Raw genomic sequence first — 16558 nt, forward strand, 5'->3', positions numbered from 1 at the left:
CGCCCGCAGCATGCTCAGCTCCGCCGAACCGGTCTGCCGCAGACCGACGGGCGCGACGGAGCTGTTGCCCACTCCGAGGCCGAGGGTGAACCGCCCGGGCGCGCGTTCGGCGACACCGCGCGCGGCCGACGCCACGACGGAGGGATGCCGGGTGGCGAGGTTGGTGACAGCGGTCCCGAGGCCGATCCACTCGGTGGCGAAAGCGGCCGCGGTGAGCGTGGTGAACACGTCCCGCCACAGCAACTGCGAGTCGGGGAACCGCACTTGGTCGAAGCCGAGCTCCTCGGCCCGCCGTACCGTCCGGGCCACCCGGTCCGCCCGGTCGCAGGGCGGCACACGCACGCCGATCCGCAGCGGGCCCTCGTCCGTGTCCGTACCGCGAAGAACGCTCATGGCGACGACCCCAAGGACGGGTGAGGGGGCGCCAAACATCTGCGGTCCGCTGAGCGATCCGCCGCCGGATTCAGTGACGACACCGCTGAATCCGATGAGGGGGAACAGTTGGACTCAAGATTCTCGCGCGGGCACAGTAGGCGTGTCGGCCACCCCGACGCCGACGGCACACCCCTCATGCACCTCGCGGAGACCTCCCGATGACCCACGTCGCAGATCCTGAGCGCTACAACGGCACCATGCGCTACCGCCGCACCGGCCGCTCGGGGCTCGACCTGCCCCTGCTGTCGCTGGGCTACTGGCACAACTTCGGTGACGACCGGCCGTTCGAGACGCAGCGTGAGATCGCGCTGCGCGCCTTCGACCTGGGCATCACCCACCACGACCTGGCGAACAACTACGGCCCGCCCTACGGTGCCGCCGAGGAGAACTTCGGCCGGCTGCTGAAGCAGGACCTCGCGCCCTACCGGGACGAGCTGGTGGTCTCCACGAAGGCCGGCTGGGACATGTGGCCCGGACCGTACGGCCAGGGCGGCGGCTCCCGCAAGTACGTCCTGGCCTCGCTCGACCAGTCGCTGAAGCGCACGGGCCTCGACTACGTGGACATCTTCTACTCCCACCGCCTCGACGCCGGCACCCCGCTCGAAGAGACCATGGGCGCGCTGGACACGGCCGTCCGCCAGGGCAAGGCGCTCTACGTCGGCATCTCCTCCTACGACGCGGAGCGCTCCCGTGAGGCCGCCGCCATCCTCCGCGAACTGGGCACTCCGCTCCTCATCCACCAGCCGTCGTACAACCTGCTCAACCGGTGGATCGAGGACGACGGGCTGCTCGACGCCGCGCGGGACGAGGGCTTCGGGGTGATCGGGTTCACCGCGCTGTCGCAGGGGCTGCTGACCGGGCGGTACCTGGACGGGATCCCGGAGGGGTCGCGGGCCGCGCAGGGCACGTCGTTCGACGCGGGCTGGCTGACGGAGGACATGGTTCGGCGGCTGCGCGCGCTGAACGACATCGCGGGGCGGCGCGGGCAGACCCTGGCGCAGATGGCGCTCGCCTGGGCGCTGCGCGACGAGCGGGTCACCTCGCTGGTCATCGGCGCGTCCCGCACGGAGCAGCTCGAACAGAACGTCGCCGCGCTCGACAACCTCGCCTTCAGCGCCGAGGAGCTGGCCGAGATCGACTCGTACGCCGTCGACGGCGGCGTCGACCTGTGGCAGGACGCGCGGACTGGGAAACTCGGCTGAGTCGCACAGTGCCGGCCGTCATGGCCGGCACTTCCCAGGACACCGCGGAGGCATGACGTACATGACAGTTGACGGCTCGGTCGAGCACACGGACGGCAGCATCGGCGGCGGGAGCGTCCCGACGACTCAGGCGGTGCTGGAGTCGCTGACCCCGAGCGCGACCTTCCTGGTCGTCACCGTGGAGCCGGGGGGCGAGGAGACGGCGCGCCAACTCCTCGAAGATCTCGGCGGGTTGATCCGGTCCATCGGGTTCCGCGCGCCGGACGGGCGGCTCAGCTGTGTGACCGGCATCGGGTCGGAGGTGTGGGACCGGCTGTTCGCCGGTCCGCGCCCCGCCGAGCTGCATCCGTTCCGCGAACTCGTCGGCGAACGCCACACGGCCGTCTCCACCCCGGGTGACCTGCTGTTCCACATCAAGGCCGTACGGGCCGACCTGTGCTTCGAGTTGGCCGCCGAGATCATGGGGCGGCTGAGCGGTGCGGTCTCCGTGGCCGACGAGGTGTCCGGGTTCCAGTACTTCGACGTGCGGGATCTGCTGGGCTTCGTCGACGGCACCGAGAACCCGGTCGGACAGGTGGCCCGCGAGGCGGTGGTGATCGGTGGCGAGGACCCGGAGTTCGCGGGCGGCAGCTACGTGATCGTGCAGAAGTACGTCCACGACATGGCGTCCTGGAACGCGCTGCCGGTGGAGCAGCAGGAACGGGCCATCGGGCGCAGCAAGTTGACCAACATGGAGATGGACGACGACGTCAAGCCGGCCGACTCGCACATCGCGCTGAACGTCATCACCGGCCCGGACGGCACCGAGCGGAAGATCCTGCGCGACAACATGCCGTTCGGCAGCGCGGGACAGGGCGAGTTCGGCACCTACTTCATCGGGTACGCCCGGACGCCCTCGGTCACCGAGCAGATGCTGCGCAACATGTTCCTGGGCACCGACTCGGCGTCCCACGACCGCATCCTGGACTTCTCCACGGCCGTCACCGGAAGTCTTTTCCACGTCCCTTCCGCGGACTTCCTGGACGACCTTCCGGACCTTCCCGACCGATCGGACGGGTGACGTCCGGGCCCGGTCGCCGAGCCGTTTCCGGAGTCCGGCGCAGGGGGCGCCGGAAAATTCAGCGGTGGGCCAAGGCCCGTACATCGCAAGGGTGTTGACGTGCGCACACCCGACTGCAAAGGTCTGGACCTGGCGCATCCAGTAGCGCCCCCACAGTTCAGAACTGGAGTCGGCGTGCCCGAACTGACACCCCCCACCGACAACTCCGCGAGAGCGGCGAAGCCCCGGACGCGCACCCGGCGCCTTCGCCGCTCCGCCGTCGTCACCGTCCTCGGGGCGCTGGCCCTCGTGGTCGGGCAGGCGACGGCCGCCCAGGCCTCCGTCCTGCAGGCACTCCCGCAGAACGCGGACGGCCTGGAGCAGAGCTTCTCCCCGGCCTACGACTACGACGGCGACGGCTGCTACGCCACGGCCGCCATCGGCACGGACGGCACCCTCAACCCCGGGCTGAAGCTCGGCGGCGACGTCAACGGGCACTGCCACGACCTCGCCCAGCTGAACAACTCCAACACGTACTCGCGCGAGAAGTGCAACAACGACTGGTGCGCGGTGATGTACGCCAGTTACTTCGAGAAGGACCAGGTCACCCTGGGTCCGGCGGCGATCGGTCACACCCACGACTGGGAGCATGTCGTGGTGTGGATCAAGGACAACACAGTCCAGTACGTGTCGGTTTCGCAGCACTCCGCGTACCAGGTGTCCGCGGCCTCGGGGGTGCGTTTCGACGGCACGCACCCCAAGATCGTCTACCACAAGGACGGCATCGGCTCGCACGACTTCCGCTTCGCCAACACCAACGACGAGCCCGCGGAGAACGCCACCGGCAACTGGTTCTACCCGCGCCTGGTGGGCTGGAACGGCTACCCGGCCGGCCTCAAGGACAAGCTCCTGGGCGCGGACTTCGGCTCCGCCACGCTGAAGATCAGGGACAGCGACTTCAACTACGCGCTGTCCATCGCGAAGCCGTCCGGGATCTCCTTCGACCCGAACGCGTGACGCTCAAGTAGGCGCCGGCGTCGGCGGGTTCACCGCCGACGCCGGTGTCACACTTCGGCCCTCCCCCGCCCTCTTGAGTGCGGACACTCACGGGAGGCGCTCATGACCAGGACCGAACCGGCCGCGACGACCGCACAGCATCTGATCGAACTCTCGGCCGGGCCCGTCGCGTACGAGGACACGGGCGGCGACGGTCCCGTCCTGGTGCTGCTGCACGGGCTGTTGATGGACGCGTCGTTGTGGGCCGCCCCGGTCTCCCACCTGTCCGCCACGCACCGGTGCGTGGCCCCGACCCTCCCGCTCGGCGCGCACCGCCACCCGATGCGCGCGGACGCCGACCTGTCACTGCCCGGGGTCGCCCGGCTCGTGACGGAACTCCTCGACCGGCTGGATCTGCGGGACGTCACACTCGTCGGGAACGACACCGGCGGGGCGCTGGTGCAGCTGCTGATGGCGGAGGGTTCCGCGCGCGTGGGGCGGGTGGTGCTCGTCTCCTGCGAGGCGTTCGACAACTTCCCGCCGGGCCTGACGGGCCGCACGCTCGTGCTCGCGGGGCGTCTTTCGCCGTGGCTGTTCGGGCAGTTCATGCGGCAGATGCGGGTACGGGCGCTGCGCCGCCTGCCGTTCGCGTTCGGGTGGCTGACGAAGCGCGGGGACGCGGTCACCGCGCGCTGGACGGAGCCGGTGCGGCGGCAGCCGGAGATCCGCCGCGACGCCGTACGCGTGCTGCGTGCCGCGTCGGCGGACGGGCGCCGCCTGCTGGAGCAAACCGCCCTGCGGCTACGGGAGTTCGACCGTCCAGAGCTGGTGGTGTGGGCCAGCGAGGACCGGGTGATGCCGCCCGAGCACGGGCGCCGGCTGGCCCAACTCCTCCCGCAGGGGCGGCTGGTGGAGGTGGCCGACGGTTACACGCTGCTCCCGTTGGACCGGCCGGCCGAACTCGCCCGGCTCATCGGCGAGTTCGTACGCGCGACCGCTCCGCCCGCACCGGCCTGATCTGGTGCCCGCGGCGCGGCTTGGGGGCGTCGAGCATGCTGACGCCGTTGTAGTTCCGGCCGTGCACGTAGAACGTGGGCCCGGCGACGAAGGTGACGACGACGGCGACAACGCTGATCGGGAAGAGGACCGGGAGCGACTGCCCCTCGGGAAGGGTCTTGCCGCCTTCGTGGACGGCGTAGGCGAGGGCGGCGAAGAACACGACCGCGCACACGATCCCGATGACACGCATGACGGCCGCGCGCGTACGGGTGGTGGACGGGTCACGGACCTCGGCCAGCAGGGACGCCGAGCACTCGGTGCAGGTCAGCTCCACCGTGTGCTTGCCCGACGGGGGCCGCTCGACGGTGTAGTGGGCGGAGGCCCAGGTGATCGTGCGCGTCTTCGGTCTGAGGATTCCGCCCGTGACCTTGTCACTGAGTATGTGCCGGACTGCGACCTCCGCGGTCCCCGCTGCGCTCATGGTTCCTCCGACACGCCGGCCCGACGATCATCACGAATCCCGCACAGTGTGACCTGTGGGAACCGGCCACTCAATGGTCCTGGTGATTTCTTTTCCTTCGCCTACAACTTCTCAACTCAGCCATGACGTGCGGGACTTCTCCGGTCGCACCTCTTGACGGCTTTGGTGCAGACCTTTAGGTTCACCAGCCAACAGACCTCCCATGAATGCATTCCCCGCTCACATATGTGAACACTCGTGTTCACCTCTCACCGCCCTCACGCCGGCGGCGTCCACCCCCCACCCAGGACGAAAGGCCCCTCGTCATGCAACGCCTCGCCCTGCGCTGCGCTCTCGCCCTCTCCCTCGGCCTCACCGCCGTCGGCACCCTCGCAGCCCCCTCCGCCTCGGCCGCGACCGGCACCATCACCGGCCTCGGCGGCAAGTGTCTCGACGTCGCCGGCGCGAGTTCCGCCGACGGCACGGCCGTACAGACCTACGACTGCAACGGCACCGCCGCCCAGCAATGGACGGTCGGCTCCGACGGAACCATCAGAGCCCTCGGCAAGTGCCTTGACATCACCGGCAGTTCGACCGCCAACGGCGCCCAGCTCCAGCTGTGGACGTGCGGTGGCAGCGCCAACCAGCAGTGGACGGTCAGCGCCGCGCGCGACATCGTGAACCCGGCCGCCAACAAGTGCCTCGACGTCACCGGCAGTTCCACGGCCAACAGCACCCGCACCCAGATCTGGACCTGCACCGGCGCCGCCAACCAGAAGTGGACCGCCCCCGCCGGCGGCGGCACGACCCCGCCGCCCACGTCCTCCCCGATGGCCGTGGCCCCCTACCTGTACAACGGCTGGGGAAACCCGCCCAGCCCTACGACTGTCATGAACGCGACCGGCGTGAAGTGGTTCACGCTGGCGTTCGTCCTGAGCAACGGCTACTGCAACCCGCAGTGGGACGGTGGCCGCGCGCTGACCGGCGGGGTCGACCAGCAGACCATCAACACGGTCCGGGCGGGCGGCGGTGACGTCGTCCCGTCCTTCGGCGGCTACAGCGGCAACAAGCTGGAGAGCTCCTGCTCCAGCGCGAGTGAACTGGCGGCGGCCTACCAGAAGGTCATCAGCGCCTACTCGCTGAAGGCCATCGACATCGACATCGAGGCCGACGCGTACAGCAACGGGACCGTGCAGCAGCGGACCGTGGACGCGCTGAAGACCGTCAAGGCCAACAACCCGGGCATCAAGGTGTACGTCACCATCGGCACCGGCCAGAGCGGCCCCGACACCAGCCTCATCAACCGTGCCGCGTCCTCCGGGCTGACCGTGGACGCCTGGACGATCATGCCGTTCGACTTCGGCGGCGCCGGCCAGAACATGGGCACGCTCACCCAGCGGGCCGCGGAAGGCCTCAAGACCGCGCTGAAGAACGCGTACGGCTACAGCGACGACGCGGCCTACCGGGACATGGGCATCTCGTCCATGAACGGCATCACCGACAACAACGAGACCGTCACCACCGCCGACTTCCAGACCATCCTCGGCTACGCGCAGGCGCACCACCTCGCGCGGCTGACGTTCTGGTCGGCCAACCGTGACCGTCCCTGCCCGGGTGCCTACCCGAACGACGACACGTGCTCGGGCGTGAGCCAGAGCAACTGGCAGTTCACCAGCATCTTCGCCCAGTACACCGGCTGACCGCCGCCCCCTCCGACCTTTTCTCCCCACCCCCCATCACCACAGGAGAATCCGTGCTCAGACGGAAAAGACTGACCGGCCGCCACGCCATACCGAGAGCGCTCACGGCGGTCGCCCTCGTGGCGACCACCGTGACCGGAATCGAGTTCGCCACGCAGGGTTCGGCGAGCGCGGCGAGCACGGCCGCCGCCGCGCTCCCGACCGGGTACACCACCGTGGTCAACAAGGGCAGCGGCAAGTGCGTCGACGCGCGCTCGGCCGCGAGTGCCGACGGCACCGCCGTCCAGCAGTACACGTGCAACGGAAGCACCGCGCAGAACTGGCAGTTGGTCGCCACCGACGGCGGCTACTACCGGGTGAACAGCAACCTGAACGCGGCCGAGGCCTGGGACGTCACCGGCGTCTCGACCGCCGACTCCGCGCTCATCCAGCTGTGGACGTACTCCGGCGGCAACAACCAGCAGTGGCTGCCGGTCGCCGAGTCCGACGGCGCCTACCACTTCGTCAACCGCAACAGCGGCAAGTGCCTCGACGTGCCGAGCGCCTCCACCGCGGACAGCGTGCAGTTGGCGCAGTACACCTGCAACGGCACGGCCGCGCAGTCCTTCACGCTGGGCACCGTCTCCACGAACCCGCCGGGCACCCCGGACTTCGGCCCCAACGTGACGGTGTTCGACCCGTCGATGTCGGCGTCCAGCATCCAGTCCAAGCTGGACTCGGTCTTCTCCCAGCAGCAGACCAACCAGTTCGGCTCGGCCCGCCAGGCCCTGCTGTTCAAGCCCGGCACCTACAGCGCCAACGCCAACGTCGGCTTCTACACCCAGGTCGCCGGTCTCGGCTTCTCGCCGGACGACGTGACGATCAACGGCGCGGTGCACGCGGAGGCAGACTGGTTCCAGGGCAACGCGACCCAGAACTTCTGGCGCGACGCCGAGAACCTGTCGGTCAACCCCACGGGTGGCACCGACCGTTGGGCCGTCTCGCAGGCCGCCCCGTACCGGCGCATGCACGTGCGCGGCAACCTGGCGCTGGACGACGGTGGTTGGTCCAGCGGCGGCTTCATCTCCGACACCAAGGTCGACGGCCAGATCCAGTCCGGCTCGCAGCAGCAGTTCCTCACCCGGAACTCCACGATGGGCAGTTGGTCCGGCTCCAACTGGAACATGGTCTTCGTCGGCGACCAGGGCGCACCCGCCCAGTCCTTCCCGACGTACACCAACGTCGCCAGCTCCCCCACGATCCGCGAGAAGCCCTTCCTCTACGTCGACAGCGCGGGCGCCTACCAGGTGTTCGTGCCCGGACTGCAGTCGAACGCCGTCGGTACGACGTGGAGCGGGAAGACCCCGGCGGGCAAGTCCCTGCCGATCGACCAGTTCTACATCGTCAAGCCCGGCGCCACCGCGGCCGACATGAACACCGCCCTCGCGGCCGGCAAGAACCTCCTGGTCACCCCGGGCGTCTACCACCTCAACCAGACGCTCAACATCACCCGCCCCGACACGGTCGTGCTGGGCATGGGCCTGGCCACCTTCGTGCCGGACGGCGGGATCACCGCGATCTCCACGGCCGACGTGGACGGCATCGAGCTGGCGGGCCTGCTGATCGACGCCGGCACCACCAACTCCGGGACCCTGGTGCAGATCGGCCCGTCCGGTTCGACCGCCACCCACGCGTCCGACCCGACGCAGTTGTCCGATGTCTTCGTCCGCATCGGCGGCGCCACCGTCGGCAAGGCCACCAACTCCCTTGTCATCAACAGCGCCAACACGATCATCGACCACACCTGGATCTGGCGGGCCGACCACGGCAACTCCGGCACGGTCGGCTGGACCACCAACACCGCCGACACCGGGCTGATCGTCAACGGCGCCAACGTGACGGCGTACGGCCTCTTCGTCGAGCACTTCCAGAAGACCCAGGTCGTCTGGAACGGCAACGGCGGCAGAACGTACTTCTTCCAGAACGAGATGCCCTACGACCCGCCGAACCAGGCCTCCTGGATGAACGGCTCAGGCAAGGGCTATCCCGCCTACAAGGTCGCCGCCAACGTAACCAGCCACGAGGCGTGGGGACTTGGCAGCTACTGCTACTTCAGCAGCAATTCGAGCGTGGTCGCCGACCACTCCTTCGAGGTGCCGAGCGTGTCCGGGGTCAAGTTCCACGACATGGTCACCGTCTCGCTGGGCGGGGTCGGCACGATCAGCCACATCATCAACAGCACCGGCGGACCGTCCAACTCCAGTACCAACGTCGCCTACTTGACCAACTACCCGTAGACCGCACGGAAAGGATCGATCACCAGATGAACACCATCAGATCCGGTTCCACCCGCACGGCCCTGCGGGTCCTGCTCCTCCTGGCGACGGTGCTGGGCTTCGCGGTGGCACCGCCCGCCGCCCACGCGAGCACCGCGGCGACGCCGTTCAAGGTTCTCGCCCTCTACAGCGGGACGTACGACGCGGCGCACATCGACTTCGAGAAGGAGGCGAACGTCTGGTTCCCGCAGCAGGCCGCGGCGAACGGCTACACCTACACGTCCAGCACCAACTGGGACCTGCTTGCCAACGGCGGGGTCAACGCGTACCAAGTCGTCCTGTTCCTCGACGACTTGCCGCAGACGGCCGCCCAACGCACCGGTTTCGAGGCGTACATGAGGGGTGGCGGCGGCTTCATGGGCTTCCACGTCTCCGCCTTCACGACGGACGCGGCGAGCTGGTCCTGGTACCACAACACGTTCCTCGGCTCGGGGAACTTCGTGTCCAACACCTGGGGTCCGACCGCGGTGACCCTGAAGGTCGAGGACCATTCGATCCCGCCCACCGCCGCCCTGCCGGCCACGTTCACCTCGTCGGTCAGCGAGTGGTACAGCTGGTCCAACGATCTGCGGCAGAACCCGGACATCAAGATCCTGGCGTCGATCGACCCGAGCAGCTTCCCGGTCGGCACCGATCCCAACCAGTCCTGGTACAGCGGGTACTACCCGATCATCTGGACCAACACGAAGTACAAGATGCTCTACGCGAACTTCGGTCACAACGCGATGAACTACACGACCAACACGCGCCTGTCGTCGACGTTCGCGAGCGCCACCCAGAACCAGTTCCTGCTGAACGGGCTCAAGTGGCTCGGCGGGGGCAGCACTTCGACGCCGCCGACCGACACCCCGATCTCCGAGACGTCCTGGTACTCCGTCAAGAACGGCGGCAACGGCACGTGCGTTGACGCCCGTTCGGCGGCCACGGCCAACGGGACGGCGATCCAGCAGTACGCCTGCAACGGTACGGCGGCACAGCAGTACCAGTTCCGCTCCACCGACAGCGGCTACATGGAGATCACCGCGCGCGGCAACCCGGCGCAGGCCATCGACGTGACCGACCGCTCGACGGCGGACAACGCGCCGTTGCAGCTGTGGGCCTACTCCGGTGGCACGAACCAGCAGTGGCAGCCCGTGAAGGAGACGAGCGGGGCCTACCACTTCATCGCCCGGCACAGCGGGAAGTGCCTGACGGCCGCCACCGCGGCGACGAACAGTGTCCAGCTCACCCAACGGACCTGTGACGGCTCCACCGCGCAGGCCTTCCAACTCGCCGTGCAGTCCTGAGCCTGTCCGGCGGCCAGGGGCGCCCCCGCCGCATCGCGTGTCGATGCGGCGGGGGCGCCCCTTTGTCTTCACCCTCGCCCCCGTGCTTTCGTCGCTAACAGCAGATTGTTGTCATCGATACAAACGCGTGTTATCGTCGCTTACATGAACACGAGATCGCTGATAATCGAGGCGGCGGCGGAGCTGATCGCCCAGTCGCCGAGCGGCGACGTCTCGACGCGCGCGGTGTGCGAGGCGGCGGGTGTCCAACAGCCCGTGCTGTACCGGCTGTTCGGCGACAAGGACGGGCTGCTGGCGGCGACGGTCGACCACGTGTGGGACCAGTACCTGGAGACGAAGCGCGCCGCGGAGAAGTCGGCGGACCCCTTGCAGGACCTGCTCGCCGGGTGGGACAGCCATGTGGCGTTCGCGCTGGCGCATCCCAACGCCTACAAGCTGATGTTCGCCCCGGCGCTGCGCTCCACACCGGAGGCGGCGCGGGAGGCGCTGCGGATCCTCCGCGCGGTGCTGGAGCGGCTCGCCGCGCAGGGCCGGATGCGGATCGCGCCCGCGATCGCGGCGCAGATGGTCATGACGGCCACCAACGGTGTGGCCCTGGGGCTGATCACCCGCCCCGAGCTGTACCCGGACGCCGGACTGTCGGCACTCGTCCGCGACGCGATGGTCCAGGCGATCCTGCTCGTCCCGGCGGCGGACACGACGGCCCACGACGACGCCCGTACGGCGGCGGCGACCACGCTGCTCTCGTCCCTCGACGACCTCACCCCCGAACCGTTCACCCCCGCGGAGTCGGCCCTGCTGGGGCAGTGGCTCACGCAGATCCCCGGCTCCACACAGCTCCCCGCCTCGACTCAGCTCCCCACCTCACGGAAGGGCCCTCACCATGACTGACACCGACACCCCCACCCGCGTCGCCCTGGTCACCGGCGGCTCCGGCGGCATCGGCCGCGCGGTCGCGGAACGCCTCGCCAAGGACGGCATCGCCATAGGCGTGCACTACGCCGGCAACAAGTCCCGCGCCGACGAGACGGTCGCCGCGATCACCGCGGCCGGCGGCCGGGCCATCCCCGTCGGCGGCGATGTGGCCGACGAACAGGAGATGGCCGCCGCCTTCGACACCGTCGAGGCGGAGTTCGGCGGGCTGGACGTGGTCGTCAACACCGCCGGGATCATGGTCCTTTCGCCCATCGCGACGATGAACCTCGACGACCTCGACCGCATGCACCGCACCAACATCCGCGGCACGTTCGTCGTCTCCCAACAGGCGGCCCGCCGGGTGCGCGCGGGCGGCGCGATCATCAACTTCTCCACCACCGTCACCCGCACCAAGTTCCCGACGTACGGCGGTTACGTGGCGAGCAAGGCCGCGGTCGAGGCGATGACCCTGGTGCTGGCCCGCGAGTTGCGCGGCAAGGACATCACCGTCAACGCGGTGGCCCCCGGCCCGACCGCAACGCCCCTCTTCCTCGACGGCAAGGACGAGACGACGGTCCAGAACCTCGCCAAGGCGGCCCCGTTGGAGCGCCTCGGCACCCCGGACGACATCGCCGAGTCGGTCGCGTTCCTCGCGGGCCCGGCACGCTGGATCAACGGCCAAGTGCTGTTCGCCAACGGCGGGTTGGCGTGACGGGGAGAAGAATCCAGAGATGGCGTACGAACTGCGGGCAATGATCGCCGGAGACGCACCGCTCCGTTCCGCAGCACAGCACGTGCCCGGCGCCCGAGCGGCGACTCTCGCCCAGGGGCTGGCGCTGAAGCCGATGACGGACGAGGTCTTCGACGCCGTCACGGACGGCGGCTCGACCGAGCCCCCGGGGTTCCGGCTGCTGCCCGGCGGCTTCGAGAAGACGCTCGCCGAGTGGTCCGCCGCAGGGCCGGTCGCCGATGTGGAGGCCGAGTACTTCGGTGGGGTCGGTCGGCAACGGGCCGCTCTGTGGGCCGACGGGCCACTCGCGGCGGGCCCGTGGGACAAGCCGAGGAAGCTGCGGCTCTTCCGTACGCCCAGCCCGATCTCGCACGTTCTGCGTCGACTGGGCGCGGCGAGCGGACTGGGCGAGGACGAGTTCGCGGCCGTGGGCCTAGACCGCCACCGGAACAACGACGGCTGGATCTCCGCGTCCTCGTGACGGCCCGCCCGCCCCGACTACCTCACCGCGTCCGCCACTTCCCGCCGATACGACTCCCCGCCCCCGAACAGATCCTCGGACACGGCCCGTACGGCGTTGACGACCAGCGGAGCGACAAGTTCCAGCGGCGCACGGCCGTCCCCGACGACCGAGATCGCGCCGACCGGGCCGTCGGGTCCGCGCAGGGCGAGGCCGACGCAGCCCAGGTCGGGGAAACACTCGCCCCGGTCGATCGCGAGCCCGTTGCGACGGCGCACGGTACCCAACTCGCGGTGGAGCAGGTCGAGTCGGCCGATGCTGTGCGAGGTGCGGCACTCCATCGCCTGCTGGTAGCGGGCGTCGATCTCCTCCGGGCTCAGCCAGGCCAGCATGGCCTTCCCGAGCCCGGTGCAGTGAGCGACCGCGCGTCCGCCGACCCGGGAGGGGATGTCGACCGCCGCCCGGCCTCCCACTTTGTCGAGGTAGTAGATCTCCGGGCCGTCGAGCACAGCGAGATGGACGACCATTTTCGTGCGGACGGCCAGGTCGAGGAGTTGGGGCGCTGCCGCCGCCCGCAGCGTGCTGTGCCCGATCTCCCGCCCGCCGAGACCGAGCGCCCGCGGTCCCAGCGCGTACCCGGCGACCGTGTGGTGCAGCCAGTCCAGGCGCACCAGTTGGTCGAGGATCCGGTGGGTGGTCGAGCGCGGCAAGTGGGTCCGGCGGGACACCACTTCGAGGGTGAGATGTGTCTGGGGCCGCTCGAAGAGGTCCATGATCAGCGTCACGCGCTCCATCATCGACGGCGGCAGCGCATGCCGGTCGGCCTCGTATCGCGGGTCCAGGCGAAGGGCAGACGTCATCGTCAATGCCTCTCTGCTCAAACTGAAATCAATTCTAGTTCGGCGCCGGCGTCAACGTATCAACGGCATCGGACGCGGGCCAAGAGGCGTGCACGAGTTTATTGGTACGCCCGGTCTAAACAATGCATGAAAGCGCCGCCCCCCGGGGCACGGCCGGGAAGCGGCGACTTGATGGAAAAACGCGATCAACAGCCTCGGGTCAGGTCGAGAGCGATGTCCACGATCATGTCCTCCTGCCCGCCGACCAGCCCCCGCCTGCCGACCTCCTGGAGGATGGTGCGCGCGTCGAGGCCGTACTGTCCGGCGGCGGTCTCGGCGTGCCGCAGGAAGCTGGAGTACGCCCCCGCGTAGCCGAGGGTGAGGGTCTCCCGGTCGACCCGGACCGGCCGGTCCTGGAGCGGGCGGACCAGGTCGTCGGCGGCGTCCTGGAGCGCGAACAGGTCACAACCGTGTTCCCAGCCAAGGAGGTTGGCCACCGCGATGAAGGGCTCGATCGGGCAGTTGCCCGCGCCCGCGCCCTGTCCCGCCAGGGACGCGTCCACCCGGGTCACGCCCTCCTCCACCGCGGTCACCGAATTGGCGACCGAGAGGGAGAGGTTCTCGTGCGCGTGGATGCCGATCTGGGTGTCCGGGTCGAGTACGTCACGGTAGGCACGGATGCGGTCGCGCACGCCGTCCATGGTCAGCCGGCCGCCAGAGTCGGTGACGTACACGCAGTGCGCGCCGTAGGACTCCATCAGCCGTGCCTGGCGGGCGAGTTCGGCGGGGTCGGTCATGTGGGCCATCATCAGGAAGCCGGAGACGTCCATGCCGAGTTCGCGGGCGGTGGCGATGTGCTGGGCCGCCACGTCGGCCTCGGTGCAGTGGGTGGCGACGCGGACCGAACGGACGCCCAGCGAGTACGCCTGCTTGAGCTCGGCGATGGTGCCGATGCCGGGCAGCAGGAGGGACGTGAGCGTCGCCCGGTGGATGGCGCCGGCCGCGGCCTCGATCCATTCCCAGTCGGTGTTGCTGCCGGGACCGTAGTTGAGGCTGCCGCCGGACAGGCCGTCGCCGTGGGCCACCTCGATGGCATCCACGCCCGCCTGGTCCAGGGCCGCGCTGATGGCTGCCACCTTCGCGGGTGTGATCCGGTGCCGGATGGCGTGCATGCCGTCCCGGAGGGTGACGTCCTGGACATAGAGCCTGGGGGTCATCGGGTCACCTCCGTGGAGAAGCGCTGGGCGATGCGCTCTGCGACCCGCAGGGCGGCCGAGGTCATGATGTCGAGGTTGCCCGCGTAGGCGGGCAAGTAGTGTGCGGCGCCCTCGACTTCGAGGAACACGGACACCTTGGTGGTGACCTCGGAGGCGTCGCCGGTGAAGAGTGTGTGCACCGGATCTCCGGCGGGGATCGGGGTGAACTGCACCTGCTGCTTGAGCCGGTAGCCGGGCACGTACTCGGCGACCGCGTCCACCATGCCCTCGACCGAGGCCCGGATCTGCTCCTGGTCCGCGTCCCCGATCAGGCAGTACACGGTGTCCCGCATGATCAGCGGCGGCTCGGCCGGATTGAGCACGATGATCGCCTTGCCCCGCCGGGCACCGCCCACCTTCTCGATCGCCGCGGAGGTCGTCTCGGTGAACTCGTCGATGTTGGCCCGGGTTCCGGGGCCGGCCGACTTCGAGGCGATCGAGGCGACGATCTCGGCGTACGGCACCGGTGTGATCCGGCTGACCGCGTGCACGATCGGGATGGTGGCCTGGCCACCGCAGGTGACCATGTTGAGGTTGTCGGCATCGCCCGCGAGGTGCTCGTCGAGGTTGACCGGCGGCACGACGTACGGGCCGATGGCCGCTGGGGTGAGGTCGACGAGCCGTTTGCCGTACAGGGCGAGGCGCTTGGCGTTCTCGACGTGCGCCTTCGCGGACGTGGCGTCGAAGACGATCCCGATGCCGTCGAAGCCGTCCATCCGAATCAGCCCGTCCACGCCCTCGTGCGTGGTGGGCACCTTGAGGCGTGCGGCGCGGGCGAGGCCGTCCGAGCCCGGGTCGATGCCCACCATCGCGGCCATCTCCAGGGTGTCGGACAGCCGCAGCACCTTGATCATCAGGTCGGTCCCGATGTTGCCGGAACCGATGATGGCCACCTTGGTCTTCGTCATCCCTGTTCCTTCGAAGAGTCCGATGAGTCGGATGAGTTGGCTGGTTCCGCTCCGTCGGAGAACGTCGCGGTCACGGTGCCGAGGCCCGACATCTCGGCCCGTACGGTGACTCCCGGCGGGGTGGGGACGAGCGGCCCCAGCGCTCCGGAGAGCACGACCTGTCCGGCCCGCAGCGGGTCGCCGAACTCCCGGGCGGTGCGCGCCAGCCACAGCAGCGCCGCAAGGGGATCACCGAGGCAGGCCGTGCCGTCGCCCGCCGAGGCGAGCTTCCCGTCGGCGTAGAGCCGCATGGACACGCCCCGGGTATCGAACGCCTTCAACTCGACGCGCTCGCCGCCGAGCACGAACAGCCCGCTGGACGCGTTGTCGGCGACGGTGTCGGTGATCGCGATGTCCCAGGCGGCGACCCGGCTGTCCACGATTTCCAGCGCGGCGACGGCATACGCCACAGCGGCCCGCACCTGCTCGATGTCGAGATCGTCCTCGTCGAGGTCGGCGGCGAGGACGAACGCGATCTCGGCCTCGACCCTGGGCTGCAGCAGCCGTTCGCTCGGCACGGCCGGCAGCGCGCTGACGTCCATGTCGGCGAGGAGCACCCCGAAGTCGGGCCGGTCGACGCCGACTTGGCGCTGCACCGACTCGGAGGTGAGTCCGATCTTGCGGCCGACCACCCGTGCTCCGGCGGCGATCCGGTCGGCCACGATGCGTTGCTGGACGGCGTAGGCGAGGCTGATGTCGGTGGCGCCGAGCACGTCCCGTACGGGAGCGCAGGGTTGACGGTCGCGGGCCGCGCGCGTCAGTCGTACGACCGCCTCGGCCACCGCCGCCTCACGGTCCGCCACCGTCCTCGGTTCCCAAACGTCTGTCATTCGCATCCTCACCTCGTGATGGTCTCCAGCCTGGGCATCGGTGCCCGGTCACGGTCCCGCGCGTTCCGCTCACCGGGACTCGATCCGGGGGTGGAGAGGCGGTCTCGCTCAGCGAGATGACCGGCCGGAGCGGTGGAGTTGGCTCGATA

At 69.3% G+C, this 16558-nt stretch carries 15 protein-coding genes and 1 pseudogene; 10 read left to right on the forward strand and 6 right to left on the reverse strand.

Annotated features, from left to right (window positions below):
* Positions 1-21: 21 nt before the first annotated feature.
* Positions 22-432: pseudogene (locus OG226_RS05465) on the reverse strand (LLM class flavin-dependent oxidoreductase); the annotation flags it as partial.
* 161 nt (positions 433-593) lie between these two features.
* On the opposite strand from OG226_RS05465, the gene mgrA reads away from it, so the two are divergent.
* The 4 genes from mgrA to OG226_RS05485 all read left to right on the forward strand — a co-directional run bounded on the left by mgrA (position 594) and on the right by OG226_RS05485 (position 4689).
* Positions 594-1637: an L-glyceraldehyde 3-phosphate reductase gene (gene mgrA / locus OG226_RS05470; RefSeq protein ID WP_329348131.1), complete on the forward strand. Its 1044-nt coding sequence runs from the start codon at positions 594-596 to the stop codon at positions 1635-1637.
* A 61-nt stretch (positions 1638-1698) separates the two neighbouring features.
* Positions 1699-2697 carry a Dyp-type peroxidase gene (locus tag OG226_RS05475; protein ID WP_443044915.1) on the forward strand — a complete coding sequence of 333 codons (999 nt, stop codon included), beginning with the start codon at positions 1699-1701 and terminating at the stop codon, positions 2695-2697.
* A gap of 288 nt (positions 2698-2985) precedes the next feature.
* Positions 2986-3693: an NPP1 family protein gene (locus OG226_RS05480; RefSeq protein ID WP_443044916.1), complete on the forward strand. Its 708-nt coding sequence runs from the start codon at positions 2986-2988 to the stop codon at positions 3691-3693.
* Between the two features lie 102 nt (positions 3694-3795).
* On the forward strand, positions 3796-4689 hold the full coding sequence (locus tag OG226_RS05485; protein WP_329348132.1) for an alpha/beta fold hydrolase: 894 nt from the start codon (positions 3796-3798) through the stop codon (positions 4687-4689).
* Here OG226_RS05485 and OG226_RS05490 read toward each other — a convergent pair.
* Entirely contained in the window at positions 4643-5152 is a 510-nt protein-coding gene (locus OG226_RS05490; protein WP_329348133.1) for a hypothetical protein, read from the reverse strand. The two genes, OG226_RS05485 and OG226_RS05490, sit on opposite strands and share 47 nt — an antisense overlap.
* Before the next feature lie 305 nt (positions 5153-5457).
* On the opposite strand from OG226_RS05490, the gene OG226_RS05495 reads away from it, so the two are divergent.
* From OG226_RS05495 to OG226_RS05520, 6 genes are all read left to right on the forward strand, one after another.
* Positions 5458-6831: a ricin-type beta-trefoil lectin domain protein gene (locus tag OG226_RS05495; protein WP_328675558.1), complete on the forward strand. Its 1374-nt coding sequence runs from the start codon at positions 5458-5460 to the stop codon at positions 6829-6831.
* Positions 6832-6884: 53 nt separating this feature from the next.
* On the forward strand, positions 6885-9107 hold the full coding sequence (locus tag OG226_RS05500) for an RICIN domain-containing protein (protein ID WP_443044577.1): 2223 nt from the start codon (positions 6885-6887) through the stop codon (positions 9105-9107).
* A gap of 26 nt (positions 9108-9133) precedes the next feature.
* Positions 9134-10432 (forward strand): ThuA domain-containing protein, encoded by a 1299-nt coding sequence (locus OG226_RS05505; protein WP_329348134.1) that lies wholly within the window; start codon positions 9134-9136, stop codon positions 10430-10432.
* Positions 10433-10576: 144 nt separating this feature from the next.
* Positions 10577-11323 carry a TetR/AcrR family transcriptional regulator gene (locus tag OG226_RS05510; RefSeq protein WP_329348135.1) on the forward strand — a complete coding sequence of 249 codons (747 nt, stop codon included), beginning with the start codon at positions 10577-10579 and terminating at the stop codon, positions 11321-11323.
* Complete coding sequence (locus OG226_RS05515; protein ID WP_329348136.1) at positions 11316-12059, forward strand: SDR family oxidoreductase; 744 nt, start codon at positions 11316-11318, stop codon at positions 12057-12059. The genes OG226_RS05510 and OG226_RS05515 overlap by 8 nt, the downstream gene beginning before the upstream one ends.
* 19 nt (positions 12060-12078) lie before the next feature.
* The gene (locus tag OG226_RS05520) at positions 12079-12558 is read left to right on the forward strand and encodes a hypothetical protein (protein WP_329348137.1); all 480 of its coding nucleotides are present in this window, start codon (positions 12079-12081) and stop codon (positions 12556-12558) included.
* Positions 12559-12575: 17 nt separating this feature from the next.
* On the opposite strand, the gene OG226_RS05525 is transcribed toward OG226_RS05520, so the two are convergent.
* From OG226_RS05525 to OG226_RS05540, 4 genes are all read right to left on the reverse strand, one after another.
* Positions 12576-13397 carry an IclR family transcriptional regulator gene (locus OG226_RS05525; RefSeq protein ID WP_443066865.1) on the reverse strand — a complete coding sequence of 274 codons (822 nt, stop codon included), beginning with the start codon at positions 13395-13397 and terminating at the stop codon, positions 12576-12578.
* A gap of 185 nt (positions 13398-13582) precedes the next feature.
* Positions 13583-14593, reverse strand: coding sequence for a 4-hydroxy-2-oxovalerate aldolase (gene dmpG, locus OG226_RS05530; RefSeq protein WP_329348138.1), 1011 nt, complete (start codon positions 14591-14593; stop codon positions 13583-13585).
* Positions 14590-15540, reverse strand: coding sequence for an acetaldehyde dehydrogenase (acetylating) (locus OG226_RS05535; RefSeq protein ID WP_329348139.1), 951 nt, complete (start codon positions 15538-15540; stop codon positions 14590-14592). The genes dmpG and OG226_RS05535 overlap by 4 nt, the downstream gene beginning before the upstream one ends.
* Positions 15537-16409, reverse strand: coding sequence for a 2-keto-4-pentenoate hydratase (locus OG226_RS05540; protein WP_329348141.1), 873 nt, complete (start codon positions 16407-16409; stop codon positions 15537-15539). Before OG226_RS05540 ends, OG226_RS05535 begins: the two co-directional genes overlap by 4 nt.
* Positions 16410-16558: the final 149 nt, after the last annotated feature.

The sequence above is a fragment of the Streptomyces sp. NBC_01261 genome (assembly GCF_036226385.1).
Taxonomy (GTDB): Bacteria; Actinomycetota; Actinomycetes; order Streptomycetales; family Streptomycetaceae; genus Streptomyces.